This window comes from Allobosea sp. P1_B10, from assembly GCF_056406735.1.
In genome coordinates this window covers 306,753-327,934 of the sequence record NZ_JBFTZP010000008.1, presented here as the reverse complement: position 1 = coordinate 327,934, position 21,182 = coordinate 306,753, and the positions used below count along the sequence as shown (strand labels likewise).

Genomic DNA, 21,182 nt, shown 5'->3' with positions numbered 1-21,182 from the left:
TCACACCGCCTGCCGGACGAAATGGCCCGGCGCAACCTCGACCAGTGCCTGCGCCGGGGCCTGCCAATCGAGCGCGCGGATCGGGCTCGGGATCTCGTCCACCGCAAGCTCGCGGCGCAGCGAGCGTCGCGCCGGATCGGGCACCGGCACGGCCGAGAGCAGCTTTCGCGTATAGGAATGCCGGGGATCGGCGAAGACGGCCTCGCGCGTGCCGAGCTCGACGATCTCGCCGAGATACATCACCGCGACGCGGTGGCTGACACGCTCCACCACCGCCATGTCATGCGAGATGAAGAGATAGGCGAGCCCGAACTCGGCCTGAAGGTCGAGCATCAGGTTTAGCACTTGCGCCTTCACCGAGACATCGAGCGCCGAGACCGCCTCGTCGGCCACGACGAGTTTTGGCGACAGCGCCAGCGCGCGGGCGATCGCGAGCCGCTGGCGCTGGCCGCCCGAAAACTCGTGCGGGTAGCGCGTGCCCATGTCGGGCGATAGCCCGACCTTGCGCATCAGTTCGGCGACACGATCGCGCGCCTCGGCACCCTTGGCGAGCCCGTGCACGATGATCGGTTCGGCGATGGCCGCGCCCACGCTCTTGCGCGGATTGAGGCTGGCGAAGGGGTCCTGGAAGATCATCTGCATGTCGCGGCGGACATCGAGCAGGTCGCTCTTGCCGAGCCCGGTGACGTCGCGGCCCTGAAAGCGCACGGTCCCGGCTGTCGGCTCGATCAGGCGCAGGATGGTGCGCCCGGTCGTCGATTTCCCGCAGCCGGACTCGCCGACCAGCGCCAGCGTCTCGCCACGCTGGAGCGTGAAGGAGAGGTTCTCGACCGCGTGGACCCGGCCGCGCAACCGGCCCAGGATGCCGCCGCGGATGCCGAAGCGCGTCGTCAGTCCCGATACCTCCAGCAATGGCGCCTCGTCGGCCCTGACGGTGTCGGCCGCCTCGATCGGTGTGCCGCGCACCTCGCCATTGTCGGGGTCGATATGGGGGAAGCGCAGCGGGCGGCCGTGGCCTTCCATGTCGCCGAGCTTCGGGACGGCCGCGAGCAGAGCCTTGGTGTAGCCATGGGCGGGACGGTTGAAGACCTGTTCGGCCGGCGCATCCTCGAGCTTGCGGCCCTTCCACATCACCACGACGCGGTCGGCGATCTCCGCGACGACGCCCATGTCGTGGGTGATGAAGAGGACGGACATGCCCTCCTCGTCCTGCAGCGTCTTGATGAGTTCGAGGATCTGGGCCTGGATGGTGACGTCGAGCGCGGTCGTCGGCTCGTCGGCGATCAGGAGCTTCGGCTTGCAGGCTAGCGCGGTCGCGATCATCACGCGCTGGCGCATGCCGCCCGAGAGCTGGTGCGGATAGTTCGAGAAGCGCGTTTTGGCGGACGGGATGCGCACCTTCTCCAGCATGCGCAGGGCCTCGGCCTCGGCGCCGGACTTGTCGAGCCCGCGGTGGTATCGCAGCGCCTCGCTGATCTGGTAGCCGACGGTGAGCACCGGGTTGAGGCTCGTCATCGGTTCCTGGAAGATCATCGCGACGTCGTTGCCGCGGACTTTCCGCATCTCGTCCTCGGTCAGCGCCAGCAGATCGCGGCCGTCGAGCATGATCTTGCCCTGGATGCGGCCGCTGGCCTCGGAGACCAGCCGCATGATCGAGAGCGCGGTGACGCTCTTGCCTGAGCCGGACTCGCCGACGATGGCGACGGTCTCGCCGGGGCTGACGTCGAAGCTCAGGTCTTCGATGGCCCAGCGCCATTGTCCGCCGACCCGGAAGGCGGTCTGGAGGTTCTGCACGGAGAGGATCGGGCCGCTCATCGCTCGCCCTTCAACTTGGGATCGATGGCGTCGCGCAGGCCGTCACCCAGGATATTGAGCGCGAAGACGACGACCAAAATGGCGAGGCTCGGCGCCAGCACCAGCCAGTAGCTGTCCAGGATGTTCTCGAATCCTTCGCGGATCATGCCACCCCAGGTCGCGGTCGGAGGTTTGACGCCGAGCCCGATGAAGGCGAGCGAGGCCTCGGTGCGGATCGCGCTGGCGAGCCAGAGCGAGCCCATCACCAGGATCTCGGGGAAGATGTTGGGCAGGATATGGCGCGCCATGATGCGCGCATCCGAGAAGGCGAGCGCCCGGCCGGCCTCGATGAAATCGCGCTCCTTGACCGTGATCGTCGGGGCCCGTGCGATGCGGGCGAAGGAGGGGATCGAGGTCAGCGCGATCGCTATGGTGATGTTCTCCATCGAGGGGCCGAGCATCGCGACCAGGATCAGGCCCAGGATCAGCGAGGGGAAGGCGAGCAGGATATCCATCGCCTGCATCACCACGACGTCGAACTTGCCGCCATACCAGCCCGCGAGAATGCCGATCAACGAGCCCAGCACCATCGCGATCACGGTCGAGGCGACGCCGATGACCAGGGAGATGCGCGCGCCGTAGAGCAGGCGGGAGAGGATATCGCGGCCGAAATAATCGGTGCCGAGATAGTAGTTGTCATGTGGCGGCTGGAGTTTCGAGAAGATGTCCTGCTCGAGCGGGTCATGCGGGGCGATCAGCGGCGCAAACACCGCCGCCAGGATCACGGCAATGACGATGACGAGGCCGACCCAGGAGGTCTTGTTGGCGTTGAAGGCGCTCAGCGTGGCTGAAAGCCAGCGCATGCGCTGCGGAGCTGGAGGGCCGGCGTCGTGGACGGAGGTGCTCATGACAGCTTCACCCTCATGACAGCTTCACCCTTGGGTCCGCGAGGGCATAGGTCAGGTCGGTCGCGATGTTCACCAGCACGACGATCAGCGTGTAGATCACCATCATGCCCTGCAGCATGGTGTAGTCGCGCTGGTTCAGCGCGCCGACGATGAGCTTGCCCAGCCCCGGCCGGTTGAAGACGATCTCGGTGAGGACCGAATTGCCGATCAGGATGCCGAGATAGAGGCCGACGATTGTGATGATCGGGATCAGAGCGTTGCGCAGGGCGTGGCGCCAGACGACGACCCGCCAGGGCACGCCCTTGGCCCGGGCCGAGCGGACATAGTCCTCCTGCATCACCTCCAGCATCGCCGAGCGCGCAACACGCGTGATGTAGGCGGCCATGATCAGGCCGAGATTGAGGGCCGGCAGCGCCATCGACTGGGACCACGCCGAGAGCGAGCCGGAGCCGGCCGAGATGACCGGAAACCAGCGCAGCATGATCGCAAACAGGATCAGCAGGATGATCGCTGAGACGAAGGGCGGGAAGGAGAGGCCGAGCAGCGAGGCGATGCGCGTGACGTAGTCGGGGATGTTGTTGCGGTTGATCGCGGCCCAGACGCCCAGCGGCACGCCGATGATGACGCCGATGATCATCGAGACCACCGTGAGCTCGATCGTCCAGGGCAGGACGGCGAGGATTTCCTGGATCACGGGGCGGCCCGTGACGAGGGAAACTCCCCAGTCGCCGCGCACGGCGCCGCTCAGGAAGCTCCAGTATTGCTCGAACAAGGGAGCGTCGAGCCCAAGCCGTGTGCGCATCGCGGCGATCGCGACCGCATCGGCCTGGTCGCCCAGAATAACCTGCGCGGGATCGCCGGGCACGATGCGCACGACGACGAAGACGAGGGATAGCACGGCCCACAGCGTGACGACCGCAAAGCCGAGCCGTTTGACGAGAAAGGCGCCCATGATGCCGCCGTGTTGGAGGAGGGCCTGCAACGGTTTTCCGCTGCGTCGAGGCCAATTCCAGTCTGCGCAGTCATCCCGGACCGTCGCCGCTACGCGGCCTGTCCGGGATGGCTGCGGACGTTCGTCTCACTTCGTGAAGCGCGTGGTCTCCAGCACCGGGGGGCCGAGGTTCAGCGAGGCCTTGAGCTCGTAGCCGAGGTCGAGGCTGTCCTTGTAGGCCCAGAGCTGCATCATCTCGTTGACCGGGATGGCGCAGACATGCGCGATGATCTTCTCCTGCGCCGTCTTCCAGAGCGCCAGCTGCTTGGCCTTGTCGGTCTCCGAGCGGGCCGCATCAATCTCCGCGTCGGCGACATTGCAATGCGAGAAGTTGGTCACCGCCGTCGGCGTCTTCACGATCGCGCGCGAATGGAAGAACTGCGAGAGATAGACATCCGCGACCGGGAACCGCGCCGCCTGGAAATGCACAACCTGCGACAGGTCCTGGCGGATCTGCTGGTGGAAGGTGGCGTGCTCCACGGGCTGGATCTCGAGCGTGATGCCGGCGCGCTTGAGCAGAGCCTGCGTCGCCTCGGTGAAGCTCAGCATCGAAGGCAACGTCGTGTTGATCGTCTTGATCGTGACGCCGTTGGGGAAGCCGGCCTCGGCCAGCAGCGCCTTCGCCTTGGCGAGGTCGAATGGCAGCAGCGCCGCCTTCTCATCCGTGCCGAGATAGCCCGACGGCACGACCGACACCGCCGGGCGCGAGATGTTCTTGCCACGGAACTGCCAGATCGCGTTGCGGTCGACGGCATGGGCAATGGCCTGGCGGACCTTGAGGTTGTCTAGCGGCGGCTGGGCCATGTTGAGATGCAGCACCGACATTTCGGCCGGGCCCATCGCGACGACCTTGACGCCAGGCAGCGCCTGCATGCGGTCGACCCAAGCCTGGTCCTGCCGGCCGATCATCATGTCGAGTTCGCCGGACTGGAAGGCAAGGTCGCGCGAGGAATCGGAGGGGATGAAGCGGTAGACGATTTCCGTCAGCTTGGGCTTGCCGCGAAAGTAGTTCGGGTTCGCGACGAGCTTGGCATATTGCTGCGGGACATATTCGGAGAACATGAACGGGCCGGTGCCGATCGGCTTCTTGGCGAAGCCTTCCTTGCCGAGTTCCTCCGCCGCCTTCTTACAGACCATGTTGCCGCCATGGTAGTTCATGACGATGCCGAGCAGACTGGGGATCGCCTGCTTGAGCGTGATCTTGACGGTATATTTGTCGGGAGCCTCGACCTTGTCGAAGGCGGTATAGTCGGACGAGAAGGCGGAGGAATCCTTGTTCGCGGCGCGGCCGAGCGAATAGACCGCGTCCTCGGAGGTGAACTCGCCATAGTTCTGATGACACTGCACGCCCTGGCGCAGCTTGAAGGTCCACTCCTTGCCGTCGGCGGATGGCGTCCAGCTTTCGGCGAGATCGGGCTCCATGAATTCGGGCGAGAGTTCGCCGGGCTTGATGCGGACCAGACCGTTGAACATCCATTGCAGCATCGCCTTGCCGGGCGTGCCGGAGTTGAGATGCGGGTCGAGGACGCCTGCGTCGCTGCTTTGCATGCCGACTGTCAGCACGGTCTTCTGCGCCAGCGCGGGCGAGGCCAGCAAGGCTCCCGCGAGCAAGGCGGAAATCGTCAATCCGGTCTTCTTCATCGCTAGTCCCCTGCGGTTTTATCGTTTGCTTTGTGCCGGCTTTCTTCGAAGCCAGTTAGTCCCGGTCCCGATCGTTGCCGGGGCGGTCGAATTCTATGGCCGATCCCATGAGGCCGGCCCGTCTAGCCTCAGAGCGTATCCTCCAACCTGCAGTTGACCAACAGTTCCGCTACGGCGGCATTGTTGGGTAAGGCGAGGACGGTGGCAACCAGCTGGGCGAGGTCGCCGGGCTGCGTCATCTCCTCGCGGGCGAGCGCCTTGCTCGAGGCGGTCATGTCGGTGGGCACGAAGGAGGGGCACAGGGCGGTCGCGCGCACGCCCTTGTCCCAGGCGATGCGCCGCGCGGCGTGGTTCAGCGCGACCATGGCGTGCTTGGTCATGTTGTAGGCGATGTGATCGTTGCGGACGCGCTTGCCCGAGAGCGAGGCGACATTGACGATGCGGCCATGGCCGCACGCCTCGAGATGCGGCAGCGCCAGATGGATCAGGTTGAGCGGAGCCTTGCAGTTCACGGACCAGATCGCGTCGAGTTCGGCCTCGTCGGGCGCGCGCAGGGTCATGGTGCTGTGCATGCCGGCGTTGTTGACGAGCCCGTCTATCCGGCCATAGCGCGTCGCCGCGGCCTCGATCCAGGCGCGGTGGCTCGCCCAGTCCGTGGCATCGAAGCGGCAGATCTGGACGCGGGGTCCGTCCCAGCCGGCGCTGAGCTCGGCCAGGGCTTCTGGATCGCGCCCGCCGAGGCTCAGGCTGTAGCCGGCGGCATGCAGCACCTCGGCGATGGCGCGGCCGATGCCGCGATTGGCGCCGGAGACCAGGATGACGCGTCCATGGGGATCGAGCATCGCGATATGCCTCAGCCGTGCAATGTAAGTTCGGCGTTGCCTGGCGCCATGCCGGCAAAGCGGTCGAGCCTGAAAGGCGAGAGATCGAAGCGCGGCTGTCGCGAGAGCGCGAGGTCGGCCAATATTTCGCCGGTCACGGGGCCGATACCGAAGCCGTGGCCCGAAAAGCCGGCAGCCACGACCAGGCCTTCGACACCGGTATGGGCATCGATCGCGGGCACGGCGTCGGGTGTCTGGTCGATCAGCCCGCCCCAGATCCGCGCGACGCCGGCCTCTGCCAGCACGGGCAGCACCTGGGTGACGCGCGCGATCAGCGCCGCGACGAGATCGGCTCGCGGCGCCAGCGAATCCGCCGTCCAGATGGCAGGGGGATGGCGCCAGTCGTCGCCGCCGGTGGTGACGCGCAGGCGTCCGTCGATCTCCTGGCGACCGGCGGCATCGGCATTGGCGACGCCGAACACCTGCTCGAACAGCGGCGGAAGCGGGGCAGTCTGCAGGACCGAGACGAGCCTGACGCGCAGCGGCAGGGCGAGCCCGAGCGGCTCCAGCAATTCCGGCGCGTGGATCCCGGTCGCGAGGATGACGCGGTCAGCCGGGACGATCTCGCCGCCCGCCGTCTCGACGCCGGTGATCCTGTCGCCCGAGCGGGTGATCGCGCGGACGGGGACGCCCTCGCGGATCACGGCGCCATGGCGCTCGGCGGCGGCCGTGAAGGCGCGCACGGCCGGGATAGGGTCGGCGTGTCCGTCTCCGGGACAGAAGGACGCCGCCAGCATGGTCTCGCCAATCGCGGGAGCGATCGCCCGGATCGCAGCATTGTCGGGGAGGTAGTCGATCTCCAGGCCAAGCTTGCGCTGCTGGACGACGAGTTCGCGGATGATCTCGACCTCGGCTTCCGTGCGGGCGAGACGCAGGTTGCCATGCCTGCGATAGCCCGTCTGCGCGTCGAGTTCGGCGTCGAGTCCGCCCCAGCGCTCGACGGCCGCCTTGGCCAGCGGCAGCTCGGCGGGGTCGCGGCCCGATTGCCTTACACCCCCCAAGGTCCAGCCCGAGGCCATCGCGGCGAGCGAGCGGGCCTCAAACAGCGTGACGGAATGGCCGGCCCGCGCGATCTCATAGGCGGCAGCCGCGCCCGTGATCCCGCCTCCGACGATGACGACGTCCGGCATGGCGGCGCTCAGGAGAGGTCGACCGTGATGCGCTTCTCGGCCTCTTCGGGCTTGCGACGCCTGTAGGCGGTGACCTCGAACTCGACCTTGAGCTCGGGCTGGCCGAGCGGGGTGCAGGTCGTGGTGTTGGCGGGGTCGATGCCCCGGAATTTGGCGCCCACCACCTCGCCGACCGCGTCCATATCGGCGATATCAGGCACGAACACCTTGATCGAGACGACGTCCTTGAGGGAGGCGCCGACGGCAGCCAGGGCGCCCTCGATATTGCGGAAGGCCTGTTCGGCCTGGCCCCTGGCGTCGGGGGCGATGGCGCGCGTCTTGTAGTTGCGGCCGGCCGTGTTCGAGACGAAGATCATGTCGCCCGCGACGACGACCCGGGAATAGCTGGTCAACTCCTCGTATTTGCTTCCGGATTTGACTTTGATGATCTCGGTCACGGGTCGGCTCCTCGGAACTCTCAGGCATCGGGACGGCGGGCCGTCCGCCTGGGACGGGATCGGCTTGGTGTATACCATTGAAGCGGCTCGACGCTGTCAAGCCGCGAAGATGCCCGAGATTGCCGCTCCACTGGCGGCCGATCTCGGTTTGCTGCCGCTTTTTGCGCCTCGGGCGATGGGGTGACGCCCCGTCCTCAAAGCCGGTAGCGGCCGCGATTGACAGGCTGGTGTATACCAATCCATGCTGAGGCCAGACCAGTCTTCAGGTCAATAAAAGGGGACCTTCGATGACGATGCTATCGCGCCGCGCCCTTCTTGCCGCGGGGGCTTCCCTGCCGCTCGTCAGAGGGTCAGCTTTCGCCCAAGGAGCGGGAAAGATCCTGCGCTTCGGCCTGTCGAGCTTCCCGCCGAGCATGCAGCCCTGGGTCCATACCGGCACTGCCGCGCTGACGGTGAAGCTCTTGATCTTCCGCGGGCTGACCGGCTTCGACGAAAAGGGCGAGGTGCGGCCGGAGCTGGCGGAATCCTGGACGCAGGACGGGCCGACCGGCTGGCTCTTCAAGCTGCGCGAGGCGACGTTCCAGAACGGCAAGCCTGTGACCGCCGAAGACGTGAAATGGACGCTCGAGCAGATCGCAGCGCCCAATTCCACGGCCTTCATGAAGGCCGAGTTCGGCGGCATCGAGCGCATCGAGACGCCGGACGCCCGCACGGTCAGGATCGTGATGAAGGAGCCCACGGCGACGCTGCCGATCTGGCTCGCCAGCGCGCATGCCCCGATCATCGCCAAGGACTCGATCGAGGGGCGGGGACTTGGCGTCGGCGCCGGCCCGTTCATGATCAAGGACCAGGAGCGCGGCGTTTCGCTGGAGCTGGCCGCCTTCCCGAAATACTACAAGCCCGGCCTGCCGAAGCTCGCCGGCATCAAGATCGTCGCCTATGCCGACGAGAACCTGCGCGTCGCGGCGCTGCAGGCGGGCGATACCGACCTGATCGAGTATGTGCCCTGGCAGCACATGAGCGCGATCGAGAAGGATGCGCGCCTCAAGCTCGACGCCACCGACGGGCCGTTCATGGGGCTGAACTTCAACGGCGGCACCGGCCCGTTCAAGGATGTGCGCCTGCGCCAGGCCGTCGCCCATGCGGTGCGGCGCGAGGAGATCGTGCAGGCGGCGTTCTTCGGCCGGGGCAGCAAGCTCGAGGGCCTGCCGATCCTGCCGAGCAGCCCGTATTTCAGCAGCGAGCGCTCGCAATACTGGAAGTACGATCCCGACAAGGCGAAGAAGCTGATGGCCGAGGCCGGCATGGCCAAGGGATTTTCCTGCACGCTGCTGTCGACGGCGCAATACGGCATGCACAAATCGACCGCCGAGATCGTCCAGGCCCATCTCGGCGAGATAGGCATCGATGTGAAGCTGAACCTGCCCGACTGGGCCGGCCGCGTCGATGCCGCCGGCAAGGGGCGCTATGAGTTCATGGTCCAGGGCACGACCGCCGACAACAATGATCCAGACGGGCTCGCCCCGCTGATCGATGGCGGCCTGCCGCCGAACATGGCGCGCAGCTGGGCTTTCCCGACGCCGGAAATCCATGCCCTCTTCGCCAAGGGCCGGGCCGAGTTCGATGTCGCCAAGCGCAAGGCGATCTATGCCGAGCTCGAACAGGTCGCGCTCGAGCAGGCGCCGCTTGTCGGGCTGGCATGGCGCTCGCAGGGTTATGCGATGGTCAAGGGCCTGACCGGGTTCAAGAGCCTGCCTGGCGGCACGAACTTCTTCTCGGCCTATTCGATGGAAGACGCTGCGCTGGCGTGAGCCGTCGCACGTCATGCTCGGGTCAGGCCCGAGCATGACGTGCGTTTGGTTCACCCCGCCCGCGTCGTGCGCTCCAGACGCGAGAAGCGCTCGAGCCTGAACGGCGTCGGGTCGATCAGCGGCGCCTTGCCGGAGACGATGTCGGCGACCAGCCGGCCTGCGCCGGGGCCGATGCCGAAGCCATGGCCGGAAAATCCGCTCGCGATGAAGAAGCCGGGCAGGCGCGGAACCTCGCCGATGACGGGCACCGCGTCGGGCGTCGCGTCGACGAAGCCGCCCCAGGCCTGCGCGACCTTCATGTCCTTGAAGGCGGGGAAGGCGGCGATCAGATTGGCTTGCCCTTCGCGCAGGATGCCCTCGGACGGGGTGGGGTCGAGGATGCGGGTCGTCTCGAAGGGGGTCGTCTCATCAAGCGCCCATTTGCGAGCCGTGCGGGCCTCTTCGAGGAAGCGTCCGCCGATGTTCAGCTTGAGTTCGTGACGCTGCTTGACGAAGGACGGCAGGAAATCGCCGAGCAGGCGAAAGCTGTCGGGCACGATCTCGGCGACGCTCGCGCCGCGATGGGCGATCGTGTAGCCGCCATCCTGGCGCTTGCGGAAGGCGAAATCCGAGCCGCCGACGGCGTGAGTCGGCGGGCCCTCCAGCGGCTGCGTGCGCAGCACCGAGCCCAGCACCTTGAGCTGCGGAAAGTCGATGCCGAGATTGCCAAGAAAAAGCCGCGACCAGGCGCCGCCGGCCAGGATTACGCGCTGGCAGGCAATGCTGCCGCGCTCCGTCACCACCGCGCTCACCCGGCCGGCGCTGGTCTCGATGCCACGCACGGCGCAGCGCGTCAGCACGGTCCCGCCATGCCGGCGCAGCGCGCGTGCCATCGCCGGCACGGCCTTTTGCGGCTCGGCGCGGGCGTCGCTGGGCGTAAAGAGCGCGCCGGCGAAGGCGCGCTTGTTGCCAGGCAGCAGGCTGTCGATCTCGCGCGTGCTGAGCAGCCGGGAGTCCAGCTGGTACTGCCTCGCGTGGTCGAGCCAGGCCTCGTGCTCGGCCAGCTTTGCCGGGGTGTCGGCGACATAGACGATCCCCGAGCGCGTAAAACCGGTGTCGCCGCCCACGAGCCTGTCCATCTCGGACCAGAGCCGCATGCTTTCAAGCCCGAGCGGGATCTCGCTGGCATCGCGTCCCATGATCCGGACCCAGCCCCAGTTGCGGCCGGATTGCTCGTGCCCGACTTCGCCCTTCTCGCAGACCGTGACCGAGATGCCGTCCCTGGCCAGGAACAGGCCGGTCATGATGCCGATGATGCCGCCGCCGATGATGACGACGTCGCTGCTTGCCGGGAGCGTCGCGTCGGGCTCGATGGTCTCGATGGTGATGCCCATCAGCGTCGGTCTCCGGCAGGGCGGTCTGAGGTCGTTGCGAAGATCAAGGCGGCGCGCATCGGCATGGTCAGTCCTGGGCTGAAAGCGTCGAGTTCCGGAAGACGACGTGATGGGGGTGGTTGACCGATTTCATGTATTCGACGGCCACGCCGTCACTGTCGCGGGCAACCAGCCGCAGAACCAGCGTGGGCGAGCCCGGCGAGAGGGCGAGCAGGCGCGCCTCGAAATCATTGGCGGTGCCGACGCCGATCTCGCGATCGCGAGCGCTGGCCTCGACGCCGTAGCGGGCTTTCAGCAGGTCGTAGAGCGACTGCCCAGCCACGAAATCCTCTGCGCCGAGCTGGCCGAAGCGGGCGGCCGGCAGATAGCTGGTCTCGATCGAGAAAGGCTCGCTGTTCACCGTACGCAGGCGCCTGAACATGATCAGGCTGGTTCCGGGTGGAACGCCGAGCCGGCGCGCTATGGTCTCGGTCGCCGGCTCCTCGCCGAAATGCAGCAGCTTGTTGCCGGGGTTGCCACCGGCATTGCGGACGATCCGGGTGATGCCGAGCGAGGCGCCGAGCGCGATCGGGCGCGTCACCTGGACCAGGGGAACGCGTGTGCCGCTGGTGCCGTTGCGCTCGAGCAGGTTGCGTTCGACCAGCTTGTCGATGGCCTTGCGCACGGTCATCCGGTTGATCGCCAGCGTGTCGGCGAGAACGCGCTCGGATGGGATGCGGTCGCCGGGCCCGTAATCGGGGCCGTTGATCAGGTCGAGCAGGTAATCCTGAACCGCGACATAGATCGGCTTGGCCCGTGTTGCGGGGTCGCTCATGGTCGGGCTCTCTTCGGGGCTTCCCGCATGGATCTCTAGTGGGGATAGCGCCCGCCCCGCTTCATCGGAAGCCGAAAAGCACACCAATCCGCCCTTGATAACGGTATTCATGCGCTGCTTGGACTATCCTTGACAGGGGTTGGTATAGGTGTTTGGTGTATACCAGTTCTTGCCCGCTAGGAAGTAGCCCGTTCTCATGCCCTGTCAGCCAGGATCGCGCCCCTCTGCCGGCCCGTCCGGACAGGTCGGAGCGAGGGTGATCGACGAGCGGCGGGCCTTTCCCCGATCCCTCGAAGCCGTATCGGTTTGAACCCAGGAGCGCGCGTTAAATGGCTTGGCGTATCGGCATCGATTCCGGCGGGACCTTTACTGACGTCTGCCTGTTCGACGACACCACCGGCGACGTCTCGGTCTGGAAGGTGCCCTCGACACCCGACGATCCCTCGCGTGCCATCGCCAAGGGAACCCAGGAGGGCACGCAGCGCGTCGGCGCCGAGCCCAGCGAGGTGGCCTATTTCGGCCATGGCACGACGGTGGGCACCAATGCGCTGATCCAGCATCGCGGTGTGAAGACCGGGCTCATCACCACGGAAGGGTTCCGCGACCTGATCGAGATCGGCCGGCAGAAGCGGCCCGATCTCTACGATCTCCAGGTCGACAAGGCACCGCCGCTGGTGACGCGTGACCTGCGCTTCGGCGTCAGCGAGCGCCTGCGCCATGACGGCTCCGTCGAGATTGCGCTCGACGAGGACGGCGTCCGTTCAGCCGCCCGGGCGCTGAAGGCGGCGGGCGTCAAGGCGGTCGCGATCGGCTTCCTCTACGGTTTCGTCAATCCGGCCCATGAGCAGGCTGCCAAGCGCATCGTCCTCGAGGAGTTTCCCGAGGCCTTCGTCTGCGCCTCGCATGAGGTTGCGCCGGAATTCCGCGAATATGAGCGGATCTCGACCGCGGCGGTGAATTCCTATCTCGGCCCGGTGATGCACAACTACATCCGCCGGCTGGCCGACCGCCTCAAGGAACTCGGGCTGACGACGACGCCGCATCTGACCCAGTCCAATGGTGGCGTCATCGGCTTCGACATGGCGGCGCGCCTGCCGGTCCGCACCGTGCTTTCCGGCCCCTCGACCGGCGTCGTCGCGGCGCAGGCTATCGGCGCGATGACGGGGATCGCCAACCTCATCACCTTCGACATGGGCGGCACCTCCTCCGACGTCGCGCTATTGCGCAATGGCGAGGCAAAGCTCGCCAGCGAGGCGACGGTGCATGGCTATCCGATCAAGGCGCCAATGCTCGATATCCATACTGTCGGCGCCGGAGGCGGCTCGCTGGCCGCGATCGATTCCGGCGGTCTGCTGAAGGTCGGGCCGCGCAGCGCCGGCGCCGATCCGGGCCCGGTCTGCTATGGCCGCGGCTCGACCGAGCCTGCCGTCACCGACGCCAATGTCGTGCTGCAGACGCTGAACCCGACTCATCTGCTGGGCGGCCGCATGCCGATCCGCCAGGACCTCTCGAAGGAGGCGATCGGCCGGCTCGCCGGCACCATCGGGCTCGACGTGATGGCGACCGCGCAGGGCATCATCTCGGTGGTGACCGCGAACATGGCCAAGGCAATCCGCGTGATCAGCGTGCAGCGGGGGCATGATCCGCGCGACTACGCGCTCGTCGCCTTCGGCGGCGCCGGCCCGCTCCATGCCGCCCGGCTCGCCAAGGAGCTGGAGATGAAGCGCATCGTCGTGCCGCGCAATCCCGGAATCGGCTGTGCGCTCGGCTTGCTGCTGACCGACCTGCGCGCCAATTTCGCGACCACGCGCCTGGCCACGCTGGGCGAGGGGCTGGTCGGCGACATGGCCGAGATCTTCTCCGGGCTCGAGGAGCAGGCCGAACACTGGTTTGCCGAGGAAAAGGTCGCGCCAGCCGATCGCAAGCTCAGGCGCACCGCCGATCTGCGCTATCACGGCCAGAACTACGAATTGTCGATCGATGTCCCTGAGGGACAGATCACCTCGGCGACGATCGCAGCCCTTGGCCAGGGCTTCGCCGAGGCGCATAAGCGGCTCTACGGCTTCGTCGCCGAGGGCGAGGCGGTGCAACTCGTGACCTATCGCGCCGAGGCCATCGGCTTCGTGCCCAAGGCGCAGTTCCGGCCGCAACCCGATGCCGGGCCCGATGCGAGCGGCGCGATCACAGGCCGCCGCGAGGTCTGGTTCCCCGAGGCCGGCGGCTTCGTCGACACACCGATCTACGATCGCGAAAAGCTGAAATGCGGCAACCGCTTCAGCGGCCCTGCGATCGTCGAGCAGATGGACGCCACCACCGTGGTGCTGCCCGGCATGGTCGCGACGGTCGAACCCTATCTCAACCTGATCCTGGAGATGCCGTGATGACCATCAACGCCACGGTCACCGTTGATCCGATCACCGTCGAGGTCATCGGCTCCTCCTTCGCCTCGATCACCGAGGAGATGGGCGAGGCGCTCGTCAGGGCGAGCTACTCGACCAATATCAAGGAGCGTCGCGACTGCTCGACCGCGCTGTTCGACATCGAAGGCAACACGCTGTGCCAGGCTGAGCATATCCCGATGCATCTCGGCTCCTTCATCGGCATCATCCCGCATATCCTGAAGCGCCATCCCGTCGCGGAGATGAAACCCGGCGACGTCTTCATCGGCAACGACGCTTATGAGGGCGGCGGCACGCATCTGCCCGACATCGTCCTGGCCGAGCCGATCTTCCATGACGGCGTCATGGTGTCCTGGGCGGTCAACACAGCCCACCACGCCGATTTCGCGGATCGCGGCCACGCGCATATCTATCAGGAGGGCCTGCGCATCCCGCCGATCCGGCTCTATGACGGCGGCGTGCTGATGAAGGACGTGCAGGAAGTGATCCTGCTGAACTGCCAGGTGCCGCGCGAGCGTCTCTCGGATCTGCGGGCCCAGATGGCGGCCAACCGCCTCGGCGTCGAACGGGTGAGGGCGCTCTGCGACAAATATGGCCGTGCCACGGTGCTCTCGGCCGGCCGCGCGCTCCAGGACTATGCCGAGCGCAAGATGCGCGCCGGCATCGCCTCGATTCCAGACGGGATCTATCGCTTCACGGATTATTTCGACAATCCCGAGATCGACGAGCCCCTGGAATTCTCGGTCGAGATCACGGTCGCGGGCGAGGAGATGAAACTCGCCTTCGAATCCCCGCCGCAGGCGCGGGCGGGTTTCAACATGGTCTACACTGCGCTGCTCTCGACGGTGTACTACGCCGTCAAGACGGTTGCCGACCCGACGATCCCGCCCAATGCCGGCCTCGCCCGGCCGCTGACTGTCACTGCCAGAGAAGGCACGGTGCTGAACTGCAAGCATCCGGCCGCCGTGAATGGTCGCATAGCGCCGTGCCAGCGCGTCGTCGACCTGATCCATGGGGCGCTGGCCCAGGCCGTGCCAGAGCGGGTCATCGCCGCATGCTCCGGCGTGGTGGCGACTGCGACCTTTGCCGGCGAGATGCCCGGTTCGGGCCAGCTCTGGGTCTATCTCGAGACGATCGGCGGCGGCTCCGGTGCTCGTGCCACCAAGGACGGCCTCGACGGCGTCCATGTCCATATGACCAACACCTCGAACCTGCCGGTCGAGGCGCTGGAGGTCGAGTATCCGCTGACCCTGCTGCGCTACGAGCTTATCGACAACTCCGGCGGGCGGGGTCGCCAGCGCGGCGGCATGGGCCTGCGCCGGGTCTATCGCGCCGAAGCGCATTGCCGGCTCAACCTCGACAATTCGCGCCTGAAGTCGCGCCCCTGGGGCATCGCTGGCGGCGAGTCTGGCCAGGGCGCGGCCTTCGTCTTCAGCGAGGGCGTCGGCCCCTTCGTCAATGGCGACGGTGCGCTCGAGCCCGGCCAGATCGTCGAGATCATCACGCCCGGCGCCGGGGGCTACGGCCCGTTCGCCGAGCGCGATCCCGAGGCGCTGGCCCGCGACATCGCGGAAGGGCGCATGGCGGCGGTGTGAACCTCAGGCCGGCGTCAGGTTCAGCGCCTTGGGGCCGATATTGAGCCCGATCTGCAGGCTGTCGGCAATGCGATGCGCGCGGTCGATGAAAAGGGCTGCAGCCGGGCCGGTGCAGAGGTCGCCGACGGTCGCCTTGAACAGGCCGAGCCAGCGCTGGAAATGTTCGGGCGCCAGACCGAGCGGCTCGTGGGCGACATGCGGCTTGCCGCGATAGCGGCCGGTCAGCATCGTCACCGACGACCAGAAATCGACCATGGCCGCGAGGTGCGTGTCCCATCGACCCTGAAGGCGGGCCTCGAAGATCGGGCCGAGGACTTGGTCCTGGCGGATGCGGCCGTAGAAGGTGTCGACCAAATGGGCGACGAGCGCTTCCGAGATCTGGTCCGGCAGGTCGGCTGACATGGTCCGCTTTCGCTGAGCTTTCTGGCGGGCAGCCTATCGCGCCTGTCGCCGCCGCGTCAGGGCGCGGTTCGTCGCACGCCGAGCCAGCGGCGCACACGTGCCTTGTAGGCCAGATAGGCCTTGCCATGGGCTGCGGCGAGCACGCGCTCCTCGATCCTGACCTGAAGCGCGATGGCGACCAGCAAAGCGAGCGTCAAAACGGCCTGGACCAGGCTCGGCAGCACGATGAAGAGCCCGATGAAGAGGACGGCCTGGCCCAGGAAAACCGGGTTGCGCGAGATCGCGAAGGGGCCGCCATCGACGATCTCGCCGAGATCCGCCTGAGCCGCGCCGATGCGCCAGGACGCGCCCATGAAACGCTGCGACAGGATCGCGATGCAGGCTCCGACGACGATCAGGAGATGACCGAAGACATCGAACCACGGACCGTCGAGGGCTGCGCTCAGTGGATCGTTCACGACGGGGTTGCCGGACAGCGACAGCACGAGCGGCCAGAGCACCGCGCCGATGAAGGCGAGCCTGAACAGTGTTGCCGGTAGCCGCTGGCTCTCGCTGCCCCTGTCGAAGAGCCAGATCGGCCGCCCGGATTCCTTCGCCAGGATCGCCGACATCGAGAGGAAGCTGATGACGTAGACGACCGCCATCAGATAGCTCGCGATCTCCATGCCAGACATGCAGCGCTCGTCCCGTCAGGCCGAACGGCCGGCGTCGAAGCGCAGCAGGCGCAAGGCATTGGCGGTGACGATCACGGTCGCGCCGGTATCGGCGAGGATCGCGACCCAGAGCCCGGTGTATCCCAGGATCGTCGTCACCAGGAACAAGGCCTTGAGGCCGAGCGCGATGGCGATGTTGACGCGGATGTTGGCCATCGTCGCGCGCGCGAGCCGGATCATCGCGGCGACATCGCGGACGCGGCTCTTCAGAACCGCGCCATCGGCCGTCTCGAGCGCGACATCCGTGCCCGATCCCATGGCGACGCCGATGCTGGCGGCGGCGAGCGCCGGCGCATCGTTGATTCCGTCCCCGACCATCATGACCGGCGTCTGCGCCGAGAGCGCCTTGATGCTCGCGACCTTGTCGTCGGGCATCAGCTCGGCCTTGTGCTCCATGCCCAGCGCCTGCGCGATGGCGGCGCCGGTGCGGGCATTGTCGCCAGTCAGCATAAGGGAGCGCACGCCCATCGCCTTCAGCTCGGCGATAGCGGCGGCGGCATCCGCGCGCGGCTCGTCGCGAAGGGCGATCAGCCCGGCGAGCGTGCCGTCGGTGATCACGGCGGCGAGCGTCATGCCGGAGGATTCGAGACGCTCGACGGTCGCGCTCGCCTGCGCGTCGAAGCTGGCGAGGTTCAGCGCATGGCGCGGCGCGCCGACGAAGATCTCCACGCCGTTGCGCTTGCCGACGACGCCCTGGCCCGCGATGGCCGAGACCTCGCTGGCGGGAGTTATCGCGACCCCGAGCGCCTGCGCGCGATCGAGGATCGCAACGGCGAGCGGATGGCTGGAGCCGGTCTCGACCGCTGCGGCGAGCGCGATCACATCTTCCTCGCTGCGGCCGAAGCCGGCGATTTCGGTGACGCGCGGGCGACCTTCCGTGAGGGTGCCGGTCTTGTCGAAGGCGACGATGCCGGTCCGGGCGGCGGCCTCGATGACAACGCCGCCTTTCATCAGCAGGCCCTGGCGCGCGCCGGCCGAAAGCGCTGCGGCGATGGCGGCGGGCACCGAGATGACCAGGGCGCAGGGGCAGCCGATCAGCAGCAGCGCCAGCGCGCGGTAGGTCCAGACCGCCCATTCGCCCCCGAAGAAGAGCGGCGGAACCAGCGCCACGAGCAGCGCGAGACCGACGATGGCGGGCATGTAGACCCGCGAGAACCGGTCGATGAAGCGCTCCGTCGGGGCGCGGGCCTCCTGCGCCTCCTCGACGAGGCGGATGATGCGGGCAATCGTGTTGTCCTCGGTCGCCTTGGTGACGCGCACGCGCAGCGCCGCCTCGCTGTTCACCGAACCGGCGAAGACGCTCTCCCCGACGCCCTTGGTCTTCGGCACGGACTCGCCGGTGACCGGGCTCTCGTCGATGCCCGAGATGCCGTCGGTGATCTCGCCGTCGGCGGGAATGCGGTCGCCCGGCCGCACCAGCACCGTCTGCCCGATGACGAGCGAGGCCGCATCGACCTGTCGCGTCGTGCCATTCTCCTCGACGATCGCGGATTTAGGCACGAGGTCGCCAAGCGCCCTGATCGAGGCGCGGGCACGATCGGCTGCGACGCCCTCCAGCACCTCGCCTACCGCGAAGAGGAATACGACCAGCGCAGCTTCCTCCGCCGCGCCGATGAACAGCGCGCCGATGGCCGCGATGGTCATCAGCATCTCGATGGTGAACGGCATGCCTGCAGCAGCCGCGGCGAAGGCACGGCGTGCGACAGGCACGACGCCGATCACGCAGGCGAGGACGAAGGCCCAGTAGGAGAGGGGCGGCCAAGCCAGATGCGCCAGCCAGGCCGCCGCCAGGCAGGTGGCTGTGACGAGCACGAGTCGGCCCTTGCTGGTCTGGTACCAGGACGCGCCCTCCGGCGTTTCCTCGTGGACGTGGCCCGGCAGCCCGTGGCCGGTATCGGCGGCAGCTTTCGCTGGCTGCTCGTGACGATGGTCGCCGCGCTGGTGAGCGGCATGATCGTGGCCTGCATGATCATGATGGTCATGCGCGTGGTCATTGCCGCAGCCGCAGGCGGGCTCCGGCTCCTGCTGCGCCGGGGCGGACTTGGCAGCGATCGCAGCGGTACTGTAGCCGAGGCTGGTGACGCGCTTTTCGATGGCCTCGCGCGTCGTCTGCGTCTCGTCGAGCGCCAGCGTCAGGGTTTCCGACATCACCGAGAGCCGGACGTCGCTGACCCCCGGGAGGCGCTCGACCGCGCCACGGATCGTCGCCGCGCAATTGGCGCAGTCCATGCCGCCGACCTTCCAGCTGAGGGGCTGGGGGGCGTTCTGCGTGCCTGCCGTCATCATCCGTCTCCGCTTGACGCGATTGCGAGACATCCCATGTACAAGCTCTAGCCACTTCAGGTTCAAGCGAAAAATCATGGCCGATCAAAAATTGCTCGAGCGCGTCATGCCGATCGGCGCGCTTTCTGACCGGACAGGCGTCAAGGTCGAGACCATCCGTTACTATGAACAGGTCGGCCTGCTGCAACCTCCGGAGCGCTCGGAGGGCAATCAGAGGCGCTATGGCGGGGCTCATGTCGCCCGCCTCGCCTTCATCAAGCATGCGCGCGACCTCGGTTTCCCGGTCGAGGGTATCCGCACGCTACTGAAGCTGTCGGACACGCCCGGCATGGCCTGCGACGAGGCCCATGCCATCTCGGTCGCCCATCTCGAGGACGTCAGGCACAAGATCGCGCGTCTTCGGTCGCTGGAGAAGGAGTTGGAGCGCATCGCCGCGACCTGCTCGTGCGGCGTGGCTGCCTGCGACTGCGCGATCATCGACGCGCTCGCCGACCACAGCCAGTGCCGCCACGAGCGGCATTGACGGCGGGGGGCGGGCGGCTTCACGCCCCTCCGGAGAGCCCGCCTCTGGCCAGGGCGGTCGGCATTCTTCCCTCCGCAAGGCCGAGAGGAATGGTATTCCTCATCCCCGTCGTTCGAATCAGGCTGCGCGGGGCCGCCTCGCCGCATCGTGACCACCCGGAATACAGGCCAAGGAGCGTTGGCGAGCATGGATGCCGACTCAGCCCCCCGCACAGGCTCGATCGCTGCACTCGGCGCGATCGTCGCCGGCGCGCTGATCCTCCAGGTGGCGAGCACGATCCTCAATACGGTCCTGCCGCTGCAACTGGCGATCGGCAAGCATCCGCCCTGGCTGATCGGCCTCGTCGGTTCCGCCTATTCGGTCGGCTTCCTCGTGGGTTGCTTCAGGATTCCGTCCCTGATCCGGCGCATCGGCCATATCCGCGGCTTTGCGGTGTTCTCGGCAGTCCAGGCCTCGCTGGCGCTGAGCTTCGCGCTCCTGCCGGTGGAGTGGTGGGGCGCCGCGCGCCTGATCATGGGCGTTGCCGGCGCAGGTCACGCCATCTGCATCGAAAGCTGGATCAGCGGCCAGGCGCCTGCGAGCCAGCGCGGCCGGATCTTCGGTTTCTACCAGATCCTGAACCGCCTCTCGCTGATCGGCTCGCAGATCGGCGTCGGCTATATCGCGCTGCAGACGCATGACATCTTCCTGATCGCCAGCGCGGCCTTCTCGCTGGCGCTGATCCCGCTTGGCCTGACGCGGGCGCGGGCGCCCGAAGCGCCCGATGCGGTCTCGATGAATCTCGGCATGCTCTGGCGGCTGGCGCCGGCGGCGGTCGTCGGCTGCGTCTATGTCGGGCTGATGGGCGGCGCGATGACCAATGTCACGCCCGCCTATGGCATCCTGATCGGGCTCGACCAGAAGGCCGCGATCCTGCTGACGGCCTCGATCCAGATCGGCGCATTGCTGGTGCAATGGCCGATGGGCATGGTCGCCGACCGGCTCGACAGCCGCATCATCATGCTGAGCACGGCCTGTGTCGTCGTGGCTGCAGTGCTGGGGCTGGGCGCGGTGCTCTATTTCGGGACGAGCAATGACCGGCTCTGGTTCTATGGCCTGTTCGCGCTGATCGGGGGCAGCTTCTCGCTCTATACGGTTGCAGTGACGCATGCCTATCTGCGCATGGGGCAGGAACGCGCGGTGGGACTGTCCGCCGCGCTGCTGCTGCTCTGGGGTATCGGCTCCGCGATCGGACCGCTGGCGGCGGCCGTGTTCATGCAGTTGGTCGGGCCGCACGGGCTCCTCGTGTACGCTGGGGTCCTCTCGACGGGTACTGCGGCCTATCTCGCCTGGCGCATGCTGAAGAAGCCGCCACCGGTGCAGGCCGACAGCGACCGCAGCCCGCGTCCGCCGCTGATACCGGACCTTTCGCCAAACCGGCGCTGACGGCAGGCGACCGGCGGAGAACGCAGGCGCGATGCCCGCCGCAGGCAGGGCCGCGCGGGTTG

17 protein-coding genes are annotated in these 21,182 nt (G+C 67.2%); 5 read left to right on the top strand and 12 right to left on the bottom strand.

Going from position 1 to position 21,182, the window contains the following annotated elements; genetic code table 11:
* The 7 genes from AC1D2L_RS18080 to AC1D2L_RS18050 form a co-directional block, all read right to left on the bottom strand.
* On the bottom strand, positions 1-1,815 hold the full coding sequence (locus AC1D2L_RS18080) for an ABC transporter ATP-binding protein (RefSeq protein WP_476847275.1): 1,815 nt from the start codon (positions 1,813-1,815) through the stop codon (positions 1-3).
* Positions 1,812-2,702 carry an ABC transporter permease gene (locus AC1D2L_RS18075; protein ID WP_476847274.1) on the bottom strand — a complete coding sequence of 297 codons (891 nt, stop codon included), beginning with the start codon at positions 2,700-2,702 and terminating at the stop codon, positions 1,812-1,814. Before AC1D2L_RS18075 ends, AC1D2L_RS18080 begins: the two co-directional genes overlap by 4 nt.
* Positions 2,703-2,715: 13 nt before the next feature.
* Positions 2,716-3,654 carry an ABC transporter permease gene (locus tag AC1D2L_RS18070; protein WP_476847335.1) on the bottom strand — a complete coding sequence of 313 codons (939 nt, stop codon included), beginning with the start codon at positions 3,652-3,654 and terminating at the stop codon, positions 2,716-2,718.
* A 126-nt stretch (positions 3,655-3,780) separates the two neighbouring features.
* On the bottom strand, positions 3,781-5,334 hold the full coding sequence (locus AC1D2L_RS18065) for an ABC transporter substrate-binding protein (protein ID WP_476847273.1): 1,554 nt from the start codon (positions 5,332-5,334) through the stop codon (positions 3,781-3,783).
* A 128-nt stretch (positions 5,335-5,462) separates the two neighbouring features.
* Entirely contained in the window at positions 5,463-6,176 is a 714-nt protein-coding gene (locus AC1D2L_RS18060) for an SDR family NAD(P)-dependent oxidoreductase (protein WP_476847272.1), read from the bottom strand.
* Positions 6,177-6,187: 11 nt separating this feature from the next.
* Positions 6,188-7,345 (bottom strand): NAD(P)/FAD-dependent oxidoreductase, encoded by a 1,158-nt coding sequence (locus AC1D2L_RS18055; RefSeq protein ID WP_476847271.1) that lies wholly within the window; start codon positions 7,343-7,345, stop codon positions 6,188-6,190.
* Positions 7,346-7,353: 8 nt separating this feature from the next.
* A complete protein-coding gene (locus AC1D2L_RS18050; RefSeq protein ID WP_476847270.1) occupies positions 7,354-7,782 on the bottom strand; it encodes a RidA family protein in 429 nt (142 codons plus the stop codon).
* A gap of 287 nt (positions 7,783-8,069) precedes the next feature.
* On the opposite strand from AC1D2L_RS18050, the gene AC1D2L_RS18045 reads away from it, so the two are divergent.
* Entirely contained in the window at positions 8,070-9,593 is a 1,524-nt protein-coding gene (locus AC1D2L_RS18045; RefSeq protein WP_476847269.1) for an ABC transporter substrate-binding protein, read from the top strand.
* Between the two features lie 50 nt (positions 9,594-9,643).
* On the opposite strand, the gene AC1D2L_RS18040 is transcribed toward AC1D2L_RS18045, so the two are convergent.
* Together AC1D2L_RS18040 and AC1D2L_RS18035 are read right to left on the bottom strand one after the other, a co-directional pair.
* On the bottom strand, positions 9,644-10,966 hold the full coding sequence (locus AC1D2L_RS18040) for an NAD(P)/FAD-dependent oxidoreductase (RefSeq protein ID WP_476847268.1): 1,323 nt from the start codon (positions 10,964-10,966) through the stop codon (positions 9,644-9,646).
* 67 nt (positions 10,967-11,033) lie between these two features.
* Positions 11,034-11,780: a GntR family transcriptional regulator gene (locus AC1D2L_RS18035; RefSeq protein WP_476847267.1), complete on the bottom strand. Its 747-nt coding sequence runs from the start codon at positions 11,778-11,780 to the stop codon at positions 11,034-11,036.
* A 329-nt stretch (positions 11,781-12,109) separates the two neighbouring features.
* Between AC1D2L_RS18035 and AC1D2L_RS18030 the strand changes: the two genes are divergently transcribed.
* Positions 12,110-14,161, top strand: a complete 2,052-nt coding sequence (locus AC1D2L_RS18030; RefSeq protein WP_476847266.1) for a hydantoinase/oxoprolinase family protein — start codon at positions 12,110-12,112, stop codon at positions 14,159-14,161.
* Positions 14,161-15,774, top strand: coding sequence for a hydantoinase B/oxoprolinase family protein (locus tag AC1D2L_RS18025; protein WP_476847265.1), 1,614 nt, complete (start codon positions 14,161-14,163; stop codon positions 15,772-15,774). Before AC1D2L_RS18030 ends, AC1D2L_RS18025 begins: the two co-directional genes overlap by 1 nt.
* Before the next feature lie 3 nt (positions 15,775-15,777).
* Here the strand turns inward: AC1D2L_RS18025 and AC1D2L_RS18020 are convergent, their stop codons facing one another.
* Genes AC1D2L_RS18020 through AC1D2L_RS18010 form a run of 3 tightly spaced genes read right to left on the bottom strand, consistent with a single transcriptional unit; the run spans position 15,778 to position 19,172 of the window.
* Positions 15,778-16,176 carry a group III truncated hemoglobin gene (locus tag AC1D2L_RS18020; protein ID WP_476847264.1) on the bottom strand — a complete coding sequence of 133 codons (399 nt, stop codon included), beginning with the start codon at positions 16,174-16,176 and terminating at the stop codon, positions 15,778-15,780.
* A 56-nt stretch (positions 16,177-16,232) separates the two neighbouring features.
* Positions 16,233-16,850 (bottom strand): methyltransferase family protein, encoded by a 618-nt coding sequence (locus AC1D2L_RS18015; RefSeq protein WP_476847263.1) that lies wholly within the window; start codon positions 16,848-16,850, stop codon positions 16,233-16,235.
* 15 nt (positions 16,851-16,865) lie between these two features.
* Positions 16,866-19,172: a heavy metal translocating P-type ATPase gene (locus tag AC1D2L_RS18010; RefSeq protein ID WP_476847262.1), complete on the bottom strand. Its 2,307-nt coding sequence runs from the start codon at positions 19,170-19,172 to the stop codon at positions 16,866-16,868.
* A gap of 76 nt (positions 19,173-19,248) precedes the next feature.
* Between AC1D2L_RS18010 and AC1D2L_RS18005 the strand changes: the two genes are divergently transcribed.
* Together AC1D2L_RS18005 and AC1D2L_RS18000 are read left to right on the top strand one after the other, a co-directional pair.
* Positions 19,249-19,695, top strand: coding sequence for a MerR family transcriptional regulator (locus tag AC1D2L_RS18005; protein WP_476847261.1), 447 nt, complete (start codon positions 19,249-19,251; stop codon positions 19,693-19,695).
* A gap of 186 nt (positions 19,696-19,881) precedes the next feature.
* Positions 19,882-21,120 (top strand): MFS transporter, encoded by a 1,239-nt coding sequence (locus AC1D2L_RS18000; RefSeq protein ID WP_476847260.1) that lies wholly within the window; start codon positions 19,882-19,884, stop codon positions 21,118-21,120.
* Positions 21,121-21,182 lie beyond the last annotated feature (62 nt).